The following is a 14,477-nucleotide window of genomic DNA, read 5'->3' on the forward strand; positions in this document are numbered from 1 at the left end:
TAAATGTGATTTTCCTTAGGCTAGGACGGTGCTTATATTGATCTTAGCTTAAGTAAATTTACTATATCATAGGAGGTATAGGAGAATATGATAGAGGTTAATCCCTTAAATGGAAACAAATTTATTCTTAATAGTAATCACATTGAAAAAATTGAAGAAATCCCAGAGACAGTAATTACCTTAGTCAATGGAAAAAAGTATTTAGTTAAAGAAAGTTCTAAAGAAATAGTTGATAAGGTTATAGAATTTAGACGAAAATACTGGGCAAATGTACGGTTGGAGGAAAGCAATGAAGAAGAATGATATGTTAACAGCTATAGGTTTTGTGATTGCAATTGTTCTTGTATTTTATGGAATGCTAAATGGAGGATCGTTAAAGCTATTCTTTGATGTACCATCCTTAGCTATAACAGTAGGAGGGTCCTTCGGTGCACTTTTAATGTCTTATCCAATGAATGAAATAAAAAGATTTATCAAGGTTGCAGCACAAGCTTTCAAAGAAGATGGAACATCTAAGGTAGATAATATTGCACTATTTGTTAATTTATCTAAAAAAGCTAGAAGAGATGGACTACTTTCTTTAGAAGAAGATATACAAGAGATTAGTAACGAGTTTGTTAAAAAAGGCTTAAATATGATAGTTGACGGTATTGAACCTGAATCTATTAGAGAAGTTATGACTTTAGAAATTAAAGAATTAGAAAAAAGACATGAAGATGCAGCATCTATGTTCACAACTTGGGGAGCATATGCTCCAGCCATGGGTATGATTGGAACATTGATTGGACTTATTCAAATGCTTGCTAACCTATCAGATGCAGACAACTTAGCATCAGGTATGGGTAAGGCTCTTATTACAACTTTTTATGGATCAATGCTTGCTAACTTAGTTGTACTTCCTATAGCAGGAAAGCTAAATTATAAAACATCTAAGGAAGTAAACCAAATGGAAATGATGATTGAAGGAGTACTTTCTATACAATCAGGAGTAAACCCAAGGGTAATTGAAGATAAAATGATAGTATATTTATCACCAGAGGATAGAGTAAAGTATTTAAGTAGTGTTAATCAAGGAGAGTAGGTGAATAATTATGGCCAAGAAAGACATAAAAACTGATGGGTGGTTAGCTACTTATGCAGATACTGTTACTTTGCTATTAACCTTCTTTGTTTTACTTTATTCACTATCAACTATAGACTCACAAAAATTTCAGCAGATAGCTGTAGCCATGCAAAGTGCTTTTAGTGGTAAGGCTGATAGGTCCATACTTGAATTTAACTCAAGTAGTGGTGATGTACCTATAGTTGGAAAGCCACAGCTTACAGTGGATGATATTCAAGAAAATGAAGACTTGGAAATTTTAGAGGACGTATTAACTTACATTAAGGAAAATGATTTAGAGAATGATGTTCAAATATATGAAGATGAAAAAGGTCTTAATATCCAGATGAAGGATTCGGTGCTTTTTGATACTGGAAAGGCAGAACTAAGGTCAGATAGTAAAAACGTATTAGATAAGGTTAGTGACTTAATTGGAAAGGTAGATAACAAGATTATAATTGAAGGTCATACAGATAATGTACCAATTAACACACCAGCTATGCCAAATAACTGGCATCTATCTTCTGCTAGAGCATTAAGCGTACTGGATTATTTTCTTGGTAGTAAAAAGATTTTAAATCCTCAAAGATTTTCAGCTCAGGGATGTGGAGAGTATAGACCTATAGCAAAAAACGATACGGATGAAGGTCGAGCTAAAAATAGAAGAGTTAATATTATAGTTGTAACTAATGTAAAGGAGCAAGGAAATGAGCAAGAAAAATAGTAATGGCAATGAGTTAGAAAAAGAAAAGGGCGGAAGTTCTAAATTAGTTCTAATTATAGTAACCGCTATAGTAATATTTGCACTTATAAGTGGAGCTGTATTTGTTGGATATACCATTGCAACAAAGAATGTAGGTAAAAATAATAATGGCACTAGTGAAAGTAATGTAGTAGAAAAGGAAGCTACCTTAAATTTAGACGAGTTCTTAGTAAATTTAAGTGATGAGGGAAAGTCTAAATTTGTAAAGGTGAAAATTTCCTTAGGTTCGAATTTAGAGAATAAGGATTTGCAAGAAGAACTTACAGCAAAGATTCCACAAATAAGAGACTGTATAAATAAGGTATTAAGAGCTAAGAAATCTACGGATTTCAAAACAGAGGGAGATGCTTTATTAAAAGAAGAGATAGTCGTAAAGGCAAATGAACTTTTAAATAGTGGTAAGATAACCAATATTTATTTCACAGATATAATTGTTCAATAGGTGACCTATGGATAGTCAATTGATTTTAACCTTATTAAAACTTGTAATATTTTTCCCATTAGTTATAGGATTAATTCTTTGGCTAGGGAAGACTGTTGAGAAATATAGTCACATAAACAGAAAATCTACAATGAGAGTAGTAGAGAGACTAACCATTAGTAAGGATAACTCTCTGCTCATTGTAAAGATAAGAGATAAATATTATTTAGTAACTTCAGCTCAAGGAAAAATAGAAATTGTAGAAGAAGTTGCAGGAGAAGATTATAAAGAAATTGAAATGATTAAATTAAAGAATAGTAGTGAGTTAAAACAAATTTTTAAAGACAAGTATCTTAAATGGAGAAAGTAAAATATTATTTTAGGAATAAAGGGATAATACATATGAAAAAATTTGATCTAAAAAAGTTTATAAAACCCATAACGCTAATACTACTGGTGTTTTGTGTTATTTCAATTAGTAGTAAAGTAGCTTATGCTACTGGAGATACCATGCCAATTCCAGATATAAATATATCCTTTGGTGATGGGGATGCAAAAACTCCTACTGAATATGTGGACAATATAAAATTATTATTAGTACTAACAGTACTTACAATACTTCCATCAATCCTTATAATGACCACAGGATTTATAAGAATTGTAACAGTACTTTCTTTCTTTAAGAGTGCTATAGGAGCTACATCACTGCCCAAACAAATAATTGTTGGGTTGTCCTTATTTTTAACTTTCTTTGTAATGGCACCTACCTTTTCAGAAATTAATGAAAAGGCAGTTCAGCCTTATATGAAGGAAGAAATAACAATGGATGTTGCTATAGATAAAGGGATAAAGCCCATGAGGGAATTTATGTTAAAGCAAACTAGAGTAAAAGATTTAAAGTTGTTTCTTGAAGCTGGAAAGGTAGAGGACGCTATTAAAGTAGAAAAGGATGCAGATGGTAAGGAAACTTATAATTATGATGATGTTCCACTTTATACAATTGTACCAGCCTTTGTTATAAGTGAGTTAAGAACAGCCTTTGAAATAGGATTTTTGTTATTTATACCATTTATATTGGTGGACATTGTAACAGCTAGTGTTCTTATGTCTATGGGTATGTTTATGTTACCGCCAGCTATGATTTCTCTGCCATTTAAATTACTTTTATTTGTATTAGTAGATGGATGGAATTTGTTAAGTCAATCCTTAATACTAGGATTTTAGAGAGGTGATGTAATATGACACAGACTATGGTGGTTGCAATATTACAGGATATGGTGAAGACAGCTTTAATGGCAGCTGGACCAATACTACTTACAGCTACGGTAGTAGGTCTTTTGATAAGTATATTTCAAGCCACAACTCAGATACAAGAACAAACTTTAACCTTTGTACCTAAAATAATAGCTGTGGCAATAGTGGGAATAATTACTGCCACATTTATAGGAAACACAGTGATAGGTTTTACTCAAAGAATTTTTTCAATAATTTCTAATATAGGAGCTTAGGTGGGATAACGTTGGTAGATATTTTAATGTTTATAGCTTTTTTAATGGTGTTTATGAGGATAACATCCTTGATTTTTACAGTGCCAACCTTTTTCCCAACAGGAACACCAAATATAGCAAAGATTGGTGTAGGACTTATTATATCCATGATTTTATCTCCCATAATCAGTACTGAAGCATTACCAGAAATAAGTAATATGTTTGTTTTAATAGTGCTTATAGGTAAAGAAGTAATTATAGGAATATGTCTAGGATATATAGTAAATTTACTGTTTAGTGTTGTACAAATGGCAGGACAAATTATGGATTTTTCCATGGGCTTTTCTATGATGAGCCTATTTGACCCAGTTGCAGGTGAAAACATATCAGTAATGGGAAGGTTGATGTACTGGATTTGTCTTGCTGTATTTATGTTAGTTGATGGACATCTTATTTTAGTGCAGTGTCTTATAGATAGTTTTACTTCAGTTCCTGTAGGAACTGTAACCTTTAATAAAGAAATTTTGGGATATATTATTCAAGTTGTATTTGAATTTTTTACTATTGGGATTAAGATTGCAGTGCCAATAATGCTTATAATACTTATGACGGAAATTGTATTGGGCTTGGTATCAAGAGTTATGCCTCAGCTTAATGCTATGATACTAGGAATGCCAATCAAGATTTTTGTTGGACTTGCAACCTTTGTAATTTCTATTCCTTTAATTATGAAAATTATAGCTTCAAATTTTGGTGCTATTAAGCATATATTCTCGGAAATATTCACTATGATGCCCTTTATATTAATTTCCGCATCTAATGATAGTGGAGATAAAACGGAAAAACCTACTCCTAAAAAACTTCAAGATGCTAAGAAAAAAGGTCAAGTAGCTAAAAGTAAGGAATTATCTTCTGCCTTAACTCTTTTAGCAGCTACTTTAGTTATAGCTATCTTAAGTAGCTTTGTGCTAAAGGTATTAAGCTCCAGTATGACAAAGTATCTAGGGAGTTACTTAAATTTTCAATTAAGCCAAGAGAGTTTAGTAGGACTTTTAATAAAGGTATTCATAGATATATTTAAAATATTTATACCAGTGGCAGTTCCTATTATGGTTATAGGCGTAATTGGATCAATAATTCAAACTGGTTTTATATATACTGGAGATCCATTAAAACCTAAGTTTAGCAAACTAAATCCTATAAGTGGATTTAAAAGAATGTTTTCTATAAGATCCTTAGTGGATTTAGTAAAAAATTTAGGTATTGTTTCTATTGTAGGATATATAGGATATAAGTTTGTTATAGATAATTACTATAGTCTTTTGAACTTTGGAAATCTTAAAACAGGAACAATACTTACAGAATTGGCTAGTTTAATAATTAATGTTTTTGTTAAAGTTGGGATAGCCTTATTAATAATAGGATGCATAGATTTTTTATATCAGAAATTCCAACATAATAAGGATTTAAAAATGACTAAACAAGAGATAAAGGAAGAATATAAACAACAAGAAGGAGACCCTATAGTTAAGGGAAAAAGAAAACAAAAGCAAAGAGAAATGGCTATGAGAAGAATGATGCAATCAGTACCAGATGCTACTGTTGTAATTACAAACCCAACTCACATTGCGGTGGCTTTGAAATATGAAGAAAATAGTGGAAAAGCACCGATAGTTGTGGCAAAGGGCAGTGAGTATGTGGCGTTAAAGATTAAGGAAAAGGCTATTGAAAATAATGTACCAATTATAGAAAATAAACCATTAGCTAGACTCATGTTCAAAGAAGTGGATTTAGATAAGGAAATTCCCTTTGATATGTATAAGGCAGTGGCAGAAATATTAGTATTAGTTTATAAAATGAAGAAATAATGTAAAAAGGATGATAATTATGCTTAAAGATAAGGGATTTAGTATTAAGAATAACTTAGATATAATAGTAGCATTTGGGGTAATTCTTATTGTACTAATGATAATTATACCATTACCCCCAGGAATACTTGATATTTTCTTTGCCATTAATATTTCAATATCTATAGTTATAATGTTACTTACAATGTTTACTACAAATGTATTGCAACTATCAGTATTCCCAACATTATTACTTGTAACTACCCTATTTAGGTTAGCACTAAATGTATCATCTACTAGACTTATTCTAGGACAAGCAGATGCAGGAAAGATAGTGCAAGCTTTTGGAGAGTTCGTAATTGGTGGAAACTATTTCGTAGGAATAATAATATTTTTAATTATTGTTATTATACAGTTTTTAGTTATAACTAGTGGTGCTGGAAGAGTATCTGAGGTTTCAGCAAGATTCACCTTAGATGCAATGCCAGGAAAGCAAATGAGTATAGATGCAGATTTAAATGCAGGAATGATTACAGAAGAAGATGCTAGGAAAAAGAGACTTGACCTTCAAAGGGAAGCAGATTTTTATGGAGCTATGGATGGTGCATCTAAATTTGTTAAAGGTGATGCCATAGCAGGTATTATAATTACTATAATAAATATTTTAGGTGGTATTGTTATAGGGGCAGTAATGATGGATATGAGCATAGGCGAGTCTGCTGCTAAGTTTACACAACTCACCATAGGAGATGGACTTGTAAGTCAATTACCTGCACTGTTAATTTCTACAGCTTCGGGTATCTTAGTTACTCGTTCAGGAAGCGATGATAACTTTGGAGCACAGGTATCATCACAATTGACAGCATTCCCAGTAGTTATAGCAATTGCATCTCTAGTACTTTTTATCCTTGGAATAATTCCAGGGATGCCTACACTAGTATTCTTTGCTCTATCTGCAGCATCTGGAACAAGTGCTTATCTAATGTATAAGGATGAAAAGCAACAAGTTAAGCAGAAGATAGAAATAGAAGAAAAGGAAATTGTAGAGAGTGAGAGTAGAGAGCCAGAAAATGTGATGAATTTAATTTCTGTTGAGCCATTAGAGGTAGAAATAGGCTATGGACTTATTCCTATGGCTGATGAATCCTCAGGAGGAGATTTATTGCAGAGAATCTCATCAGTGAGAAGACAATGTGCTATAGAGATGGGAATTGTGGTTCAACCTATTAGAATTAGAGACAATCTGCAAATTAGAAATAATGAATATGTAATAAAGATAAGAGGAACAGTGATAGCTAGAGCGGACATAATGCCAAGCATGTTTCTATGTATGAATCCTTCTGGAGAAGATATAAATATTCAAGGAATAAAGACCATAGAACCTACCTTTGGAATAGAAGCTCTTTGGATAAATAAGGATCAAAGAGAAGATGCAGAGATAAAGGGACTTACTGTGGTAGATCCAACTACAGTTATGGTTACTCATCTTACAGAAACTATTAAAGCTCATTCTTATGAACTTCTTGGACGTCAAGAAACTAAAGTTATTTTAGATTCTGTAAAGGAAAAGTATCCTACTGTGGTAGAGGAACTTGTACCGGACCTTATGACCATAGGAGAAATTCAAAAGGTGTTACAAGGACTTTTAAAAGAGAAGGTATCTATAAAAGACATGGTAACTATATTAGAATGTCTTGCTGATAATTCGCGAAATACTAAGGATATTGAAATGCTAACGGAATATGTAAGATTTTCATTAAGTAGAACTATTTGCAATGATCTAGTGGATGATGAACATAGAATTACTGCAGTAACCATATCTCCAGATATAGAAAAACTAATAGGAAGTAATATTCAAAAATCTATGCAGGGTTCTTTCCCAGCAATAAATCCAGATATTACAACAGAAATATTTAATAGTATTAAGGGAATGTTAGAAAGTACACACTTTCCAACTAATATACCTATAATTCTAGTTTCTCCAAGAATTAGACCAGCTTTTAGAAAGCTTATAGAAATGGTATTTCCAAGCATTGTAGTGTTATCTTTAAATGAAATACCTAATGATGTAGAGATAAGGACTGAAGGAGTTGTATCTATCTAATGATTATAAAGAAATATGTAGCTTCTACCATGAAGGAAGCATTAAGTAAGATAGGTAAGGAGTTAGGAAAAGATGCTGTAATTATAAGCCAGAGAGCTATAAGAAAGCCTGGTATTAAAGGGTTGTTTTCTCCTAAAGTAGTGGAGATAACCGCAGCTGTTGAATCTAAATCTAATGATTTAAGTTGGGATGATAAAGAAATAAACAGTAAGAGTATTTTACCAGTAGATATAGTGGAAAATGATGAAGTGGAGCTAAGACAAGAAGTTGAAACAATGAAGAGTCTTATAAATTCCTATTTTTCTACTCAAAGCAATAATTCTATAAATGAAGAAATTAAATTAGAAGAATTAGATAACAAAAACAAAGAAGAAAGTGAGTTGCAACAAGAAAAGACTAATAATAGTGAAATTTATTTTAAAGAAGCCAAGGAAAGACTTAGAGAAGTAGATATATCTAAAGATATAATTGAAGAATTAATAGAAACTATAAAAATAAATAAACAAGTGTCTTCCGTTGATGAAATCATGAATGGAATTAAAGAGGAACTTGGCGCTATTATAAAAATAGATTCTAGTGAAATAAATGGAACCATAGCTTTAGTTGGTCCTACAGGAGTAGGAAAAACTACAACTATAGCAAAGCTAGCAGGGGAGCTAGCTCTTGTAAAAAAGAAAAAGGTAGGTTTAATTACTGTAGACACCTATAGAATAGGAGCAGTAGAACAGTTAAAAACCTATGCAGATATTATGAATATTGATTTTAAAGTGGTATTTTCATTAGCTGAGATGGAAGAAGCTATAAACTCAATGAAAGACTGTGATGTGATCTTATTAGATACTACTGGAAGGAGTAGTAAAAATACTATGCAAGTATTAGAATTGAAGGCTTTTCTAGATAGGGCTAAGGTGGATAATGCTTATTTAGTAGTCAGTGCTACTACTAAGAGTGGTGACATGGACATCATAGCTAATGGATTTTCTAATATAAATTACAAGGGACTAATACTAACTAAGCTAGATGAGACTTCAACTTATGGTTCCATACTAAATATATGTAGAAGGACTCAAGTTCCTATTAAATTTATCACTGTAGGCCAGAATGTACCAGATGATATAAAGGTACCATTGGAGGATGAGATAATAAAATTGGTGTTAGGGGAAAATAGTATATGTTAGACCAGGCTTCAAGATTAAGACAAATGGTATTTGAAAAGCAAGATACTATGGAAGAAGGCAATAATAATACTAAAATCTTTACCATAACTTCCGGTAAGGGAGGGGTAGGTAAGAGTAACATGGTAATTAATTTAGCAATTTCTCTTAAAAAACTAGGGAAAAAGGTCTTAGTACTAGATGCAGATTTAGGTATGGGCAATGTAGATGTTTTAATAGGGACTATACCTAGATATACCATTTTTGATATAATATTAAATAATAAATCTGTTCATGAGGTAGTAATAAATGGACCTTTAGGTATAAAAATTTTATGTGGAGGTACAGGACTTTCTAGATTAGATGACTTAAATAGGTCGCAAAGAGAAGTTTTAATTAATAAGTTAGGAGAAATAAAAGATTTTGACTATATATTAATTGATACAGGAGCAGGCATAAATAGAACAGTTATGGCCTTTATAGAGTGTAGTCATGAAGTTTTTATTGTGACTACTCCGGAACCAACAGCATTAACGGATGCATATAGCTTATTAAAAACCATATGTAATCATAATGTGAAAAATAGAGCAAAGATTATTGTTAATAAGGTTTTAAGCAAGGAAGAAGGAAATGATACTTTTAATAGACTTAATAGTTCAGCAAATAGATTTCTAGGAGCTAATCTAGTGCATTTAGGAAACATCGCTGAAGATAAAAAATTAGTGCAAGCTGTAAGGATGCAAAGACCTGTGGTATTGTCTTTCCCTAAAAGTGAAGTAAGTGAAAACATTGAGTCTATTGCAAAGGGGTTAGAAGGTATATCTTATAATAAGGGTAATAGCATCCAGGGTATATTTAAAAAAATGCTTAATATTTTTTCATAGGAGGAGAGTATGAAAGCTAATAATATGATGGAAATCAATAATAAAATAGAGATTTATACAAAAAATCGAGAATTAGCAAAATCAAAAATTCAGGATATTGATGAAGATGGTATATATATAGCTATAGCTACACCTATACTAAATGGCATAAGCTATCCCTTAAGTACTGGAGACACAGTTAAGTGTAATTATAATGATGGAAAAGGTAATATATATAATTTTCAAGCTAAGGTGAAAGGGAGAAAATTTGATAAAATAGCCTTGATTACATTGGAAAGAGAAAGTGAATTGCATAAGGTACAAAGAAGAGACTATGTAAGATTGCCATTTATAAATGCTATGAAATATTCACCAATAGATAAGTATAATGAAAGTGTCCTCAGGGATATTGAAAACTGCGATTATAGGGAAGGACAAACTTTAGATTTAAGTGGTGGAGGTATTAGAATAAAGGTAAAGGAAAGTCTTAATTTAGGGCAACTAGTCATGTTGAATACTAAGATTAATAACGAAGATATATTAGCCTTAGGTAAAATCGTTAGAGATGAAACACAAAATAAAAATGAATATGTATATGGAGTAAAATTTCAATTTATTGATGATAAGGTAAGGGAAAATATAATACAGTTTATTTTTAAGAATATGAGAAAGTTAATGAAAACAAAGTAGGAGGGAAATGATGTGTCTGTAGCTTGTGATGTAGATGTTAGAGAAGAAATAATTAAAAAAAATATACCTCTTGTAAAGTATATTGCTTCCAAGATTATCGTAGGAAAAAATAAATATGTTGAATATGAAGACTTAATAAGTTATGGAATGATTGGGCTTATGGATGCTATAAATAAGTTTGATGACACTAAGGGTATGAAATTTTCCACCTATGCTGCCATAAGAATAAATGGAAGTATTATAGATGAAATACGAAAAAATAGTCCTATATCTAAAAGAGCCATCGATAAGCTTAATAGATACAATAAGGTAGTGGAAGAATTACAAAATAAACTTTACAGAGAACCAAAAGATATTGAAGTAGCTGAAAGAATGGAAATAAGTTTAAAGGAGCTTACAGATATACAAGGTTATGTAAACTATATTTCAATGATGTCCTTAGAAACTATTTTATTTGGTGATGATGAGGAAATGTCTTTAATCAATTCCATAGAGGATACTAAAAGTCCTTCTCCACAAAAGTCTTTGGAAGAAAAAGAAATGCTAGAGTACTTGAGGAGAGGCCTGGATAATCTAAAGGAAAGAGATAGACTTATACTAAATCTATACTACTTTGAAAAACTTACTTTAAAACAAGTAGGAGCAGTGTTAGAAGTATCAGAATCAAGAGTTTGTCAACTTCATAGTAGAGCTATTTTAAATTTAAGAAAAGAAATTGAGAAACTCCAATATGATATTAAGTCATAGAAGATAGGTGAGAATATGTATATTTTATTAATTATTATTGGAGTGGCTTTAATTGCTACAAATATAAGGGCTATAATGAGAGAAGAAAATAACTTTAGTAAAGCTATGATAGATGCAGAATCTAATATAGATGAAGTAGACATGAGACTTGTTGAAATAAGAAGTGAGTTTGCTAAAACAATTACAGAATTACAAAGAGAAATAAATGACTTAAAAAAAGTAAATCATACTGTATTTGTTAAAAATGAATTATTAGAAAAAAGGGATGATTCAGATAAAAATATTAGTAATGATGAGTACATAAATACCTTGGTAGATAAGATTGATTCCTTAGATGATGATATTCTTCTTCAAGGAGAAAATATGGATGAATTAATGGACGATTTAAAAGAAGAAGAAAAAGACGGTAATCCTAAAAAAGAAAAAGAAGATAGTAATCCTAAAAAAGATATAAAGGGTAATAGCTTAAAAGTAGAAGAGGTAAAAGCCTTATTAGCTGAAGGCTTAAGTGAAGAAGGCATAGCACAACGGCTGAATATAGGAAAGGGTGAGGTCTTATTAATAAAGGAATTATATTTAAAATAAAAAAATTTATTAAAGTTTTAAGTGATAGAAAAATTTTATTTGGTATAGGCATTGGCATAATACTAGGAATATTTTTTAGTATCCCTGCAAAAATAGATTATAAACTTAGCGATGGTGAAATTGAAATAAGAGCAAAAAAATTAGGAATGACCTATCCAGACCAGATTAAAATTGATATAAAGGCGGGTGCAAACAATGATTAGAGGATTGTATACAGTAGCTTCAGGAATAATTACCAGTGAAAAAAATCAAAGTGCTATTATGAATAATATAGCAAATATAAACACTACAGGATATAAATCACAGATTTTGTCCATGAAGAGTTTTGATGAGGTATATATTTCTAATAAAGATGGAAAAAACAATGAAAGAGTAACCATTGGAGCTATGAGTAATGGAGTAGAAATAAATGATCGAACCACTAATTTCTCACAAGGAACTATAAAGGATACAGGAGTAACAACTGATTTTGCCCTTCAGGGAGAAGGATTTTTTGTAGTTCAAAGACAAACCGCTAATGGAGCTACAAATTATTATACAAGAGATGGTCATTTTGCTGTAGACACTTCAGGATATTTAGTGACCTCTAATGGAGATAGGGTACTTAGTAGGAGTGGGAATGGATTAGCACCTATATATATAGGTGAAGGAAGTATTTCTGCAGACAATATTGGGAATATATCTGTAGATGGACGAGACGCTGGCAGATTAGCTGTAGTTAATTTTCCAAAGGATAACCAAGGTAAATATGAAAATCTAAATGAATTTACATATAATCTTTATGAAGGAGTTAATCCTACCTTTGTTAATAATCCTTATGTAGTTAATAAATCCCTTGAAGGATCTAATGTTAGCGTAGTTCAAGAAACTAGTAACATGATGACTGTTATGAGAAACTTTGAAAGTAATGCAACTATTTTAAAGGTTTTAGATTCTACCTTGGACAAGGCTGTAAATGAAATAGGTAAAGCTAGATAGAATTAATAGAGAAAGAAAAATTTGAGGAGTGAGTTTATGTACGGTATGTTTTACACCAATAGAAGTGCAATGGAAGCACAACAGAATAAATTAGACTTAGTATCAAATAATATAGCAAATTCCGGTACTATTGGATATAAAAAAGTAACATCTACATTCCAAGACCTTTATACCAGTTCATTAGAGAGACTAGGAGTACCATGGTCTAAGAATGCAAATACTGAACTTTATGTTGGTACAGGGGTTAAATCTACTAATGAAGTTAGAATAAAAACTCAAGGAAGCTTAACTAATACAAAGATATCTACAGATTTAGCTATAGATGGAGAAGGATTCTTTAAAGTATATAAACAAGATGGAAGTGCAGCCTATACTAGAAATGGAAACTTCAAAGTGGATGCTTCAGGAATTTTAGTAGATAATAATGGATATAGATTATCTATAACTGATGCTAATGGTAATGAGATAAATGTGCCAGGGGGTCCAATTAACTTTGCTAAAGATAAGTTTTCTATAGATGCAAATGGGGCTTTATCCTTAGATAATGATGGAAACTCTATAAAAGTTGGAGATATTAAAACTTATAAGACCATAGGTGATACAGATTTTATTTCTGCAGGACAAAGCTTATTTGTTCCAATAGAAGGAGCTACTGTATTGGAGACTACGGATAGAGATATTTATCAAGGGTTTACGGAAAGATCTAATGTAGATATGTCTACTGAGATGACTGACATGATTGTAGCCCAAAGAGCTTTTCAATTAAGCTCCTCTGCATTAAAAACTGCAGATGATATGTGGGGAATGATAAATAACTTAAGATAGTAATGGAAATAGAAAAGAATGAAAGACATAGTTTTTCATTCTTTTTTTATATTTTCAAACATATAATATAACATTAACAAAGGATAAATTTTAAATAGAAGGGGTGATATTATGGGGTAGGATATTTATTTGGATGTTTGCTAAGTATATTATTTTGGAAGTTTGATAGACATAGATTAGCAATAAAAGTCAATGAGAAATTTAGTGCTAAAATAAGAAGCAAAGTAGTTTTACGATGGGTATACTTTATACTTATACCTACCATAGGGATAATTATAAGTCTTATATCTAATAGGGAGATTGTTAATGCTATTGTAGCTTTCTTCGTTATTGAGATAAGCAATAGTGAAAGAAAAACAGTAATTAAAAAATCCACTGAAAAAAAGGAGTTTTACAATACTTTATCCTTAATTAGCAAATCATTGATTTGTGGTTTTTTAGCACCCTTAATTTATATTCTAATCATAGGTAATGGAGGAGGAGTAATATATACATTAATATATTATATCAGTGACGATGAGAGTCTAAAGTTTATTAATGGTATATTAAATGTGTTAAATATTATTCCAACTCTAATAGGTGGAATGTTCTTATATATTGTCTATATTATTAGAAATAAAACCTTTAAAATTAATTTCAAGGGGGATTTTTTAAAAAATCTATTTACTAATCCACTTTTAAACATTTATATTTTTGCTGCATATATTGAATCAGTTAATTTTTACTACATAGAAGATAAGGGGGTACATTATCTAAAAAGTTATGGGGTGTATCAAGGAAAGATTGATGATTTATGTGTTAAGGATTTTTTAACTGTGATATATGGAGTGTGTTTTATTTTCTTTGTTATATTTTGGATTTATATTATTAATAAGGGATCAATTCTAAAATTAGTGGTACAGTAAACAAAA

The 14,477-nt window shown here is 31.0% G+C and carries 17 protein-coding genes; all 17 read left to right on the top strand.

Annotation, left to right across the window (positions count from 1 at the left end; all coding sequences use genetic code 11):
* Positions 1 to 87: 87 nt before the first annotated feature.
* The 17 genes from B3B03_RS11480 (at position 88) to B3B03_RS11560 (ending at position 14,471) form a co-directional block, all read left to right on the top strand.
* Entirely contained in the window at positions 88 to 303 is a 216-nt protein-coding gene (locus B3B03_RS11480; protein WP_346847892.1) for a flagellar FlbD family protein, read from the top strand.
* Positions 290 to 1,081, top strand: a complete 792-nt coding sequence (locus B3B03_RS11485; protein WP_346847893.1) for a motility protein A — start codon at positions 290 to 292, stop codon at positions 1,079 to 1,081. The genes B3B03_RS11480 and B3B03_RS11485 overlap by 14 nt, the downstream gene beginning before the upstream one ends.
* 10 nt (positions 1,082 to 1,091) lie before the next feature.
* Positions 1,092 to 1,826, top strand: a complete 735-nt coding sequence (locus tag B3B03_RS11490) for an OmpA family protein (RefSeq protein ID WP_346877381.1) — start codon at positions 1,092 to 1,094, stop codon at positions 1,824 to 1,826.
* Positions 1,810 to 2,307, top strand: a complete 498-nt coding sequence (locus B3B03_RS11495; RefSeq protein WP_346847895.1) for a flagellar basal body-associated FliL family protein — start codon at positions 1,810 to 1,812, stop codon at positions 2,305 to 2,307. Before B3B03_RS11490 ends, B3B03_RS11495 begins: the two co-directional genes overlap by 17 nt.
* Before the next feature lie 7 nt (positions 2,308 to 2,314).
* Complete coding sequence (locus tag B3B03_RS11500; protein ID WP_346877382.1) at positions 2,315 to 2,656, top strand: flagellar biosynthetic protein FliO; 342 nt, start codon at positions 2,315 to 2,317, stop codon at positions 2,654 to 2,656.
* A gap of 32 nt (positions 2,657 to 2,688) precedes the next feature.
* Positions 2,689 to 3,510: a flagellar type III secretion system pore protein FliP gene (gene fliP / locus B3B03_RS11505; RefSeq protein ID WP_346877383.1), complete on the top strand. Its 822-nt coding sequence runs from the start codon at positions 2,689 to 2,691 to the stop codon at positions 3,508 to 3,510.
* A gap of 14 nt (positions 3,511 to 3,524) precedes the next feature.
* On the top strand, positions 3,525 to 3,794 hold the full coding sequence (locus tag B3B03_RS11510) for a flagellar biosynthetic protein FliQ (protein WP_346847898.1): 270 nt from the start codon (positions 3,525 to 3,527) through the stop codon (positions 3,792 to 3,794).
* A gap of 11 nt (positions 3,795 to 3,805) precedes the next feature.
* Entirely contained in the window at positions 3,806 to 5,641 is a 1,836-nt protein-coding gene (locus tag B3B03_RS11515; protein WP_346847899.1) for a fused FliR family export protein/FlhB family type III secretion system protein, read from the top strand.
* A gap of 19 nt (positions 5,642 to 5,660) precedes the next feature.
* Complete coding sequence (flhA, locus tag B3B03_RS11520) at positions 5,661 to 7,724, top strand: flagellar biosynthesis protein FlhA (RefSeq protein ID WP_346877384.1); 2,064 nt, start codon at positions 5,661 to 5,663, stop codon at positions 7,722 to 7,724.
* Positions 7,724 to 8,902, top strand: a complete 1,179-nt coding sequence (flhF, locus tag B3B03_RS11525; RefSeq protein WP_346877385.1) for a flagellar biosynthesis protein FlhF — start codon at positions 7,724 to 7,726, stop codon at positions 8,900 to 8,902. Before flhA ends, flhF begins: the two co-directional genes overlap by 1 nt.
* The gene (locus tag B3B03_RS11530; RefSeq protein WP_346877386.1) at positions 8,896 to 9,762 is read left to right on the top strand and encodes a MinD/ParA family protein; all 867 of its coding nucleotides are present in this window, start codon (positions 8,896 to 8,898) and stop codon (positions 9,760 to 9,762) included. Before flhF ends, B3B03_RS11530 begins: the two co-directional genes overlap by 7 nt.
* Positions 9,763 to 9,771: 9 nt before the next feature.
* On the top strand, positions 9,772 to 10,431 hold the full coding sequence (locus tag B3B03_RS11535; RefSeq protein ID WP_346847903.1) for a flagellar brake protein: 660 nt from the start codon (positions 9,772 to 9,774) through the stop codon (positions 10,429 to 10,431).
* A 12-nt stretch (positions 10,432 to 10,443) separates the two neighbouring features.
* Positions 10,444 to 11,178, top strand: coding sequence for a FliA/WhiG family RNA polymerase sigma factor (locus B3B03_RS11540; protein ID WP_346847904.1), 735 nt, complete (start codon positions 10,444 to 10,446; stop codon positions 11,176 to 11,178).
* Positions 11,179 to 11,193: 15 nt separating this feature from the next.
* Complete coding sequence (locus tag B3B03_RS11545) at positions 11,194 to 11,763, top strand: hypothetical protein (protein ID WP_346877387.1); 570 nt, start codon at positions 11,194 to 11,196, stop codon at positions 11,761 to 11,763.
* Between the two features lie 195 nt (positions 11,764 to 11,958).
* A complete protein-coding gene (locus B3B03_RS11550) occupies positions 11,959 to 12,741 on the top strand; it encodes a flagellar hook-basal body complex protein (RefSeq protein ID WP_346847906.1) in 783 nt (260 codons plus the stop codon).
* Positions 12,742 to 12,777: 36 nt separating this feature from the next.
* Positions 12,778 to 13,566, top strand: a complete 789-nt coding sequence (locus B3B03_RS11555) for a flagellar hook-basal body complex protein (RefSeq protein ID WP_346847907.1) — start codon at positions 12,778 to 12,780, stop codon at positions 13,564 to 13,566.
* 137 nt (positions 13,567 to 13,703) lie between these two features.
* Entirely contained in the window at positions 13,704 to 14,471 is a 768-nt protein-coding gene (locus B3B03_RS11560) for a hypothetical protein (protein ID WP_346847908.1), read from the top strand.
* Positions 14,472 to 14,477 lie beyond the last annotated feature (6 nt).

It is taken from the genome of Clostridium sp. UBA5712, assembly GCF_002419845.1.
GTDB lineage: Bacteria > Bacillota > Clostridia > Clostridiales > Clostridiaceae > Clostridium_J > Clostridium_J sulfidigenes.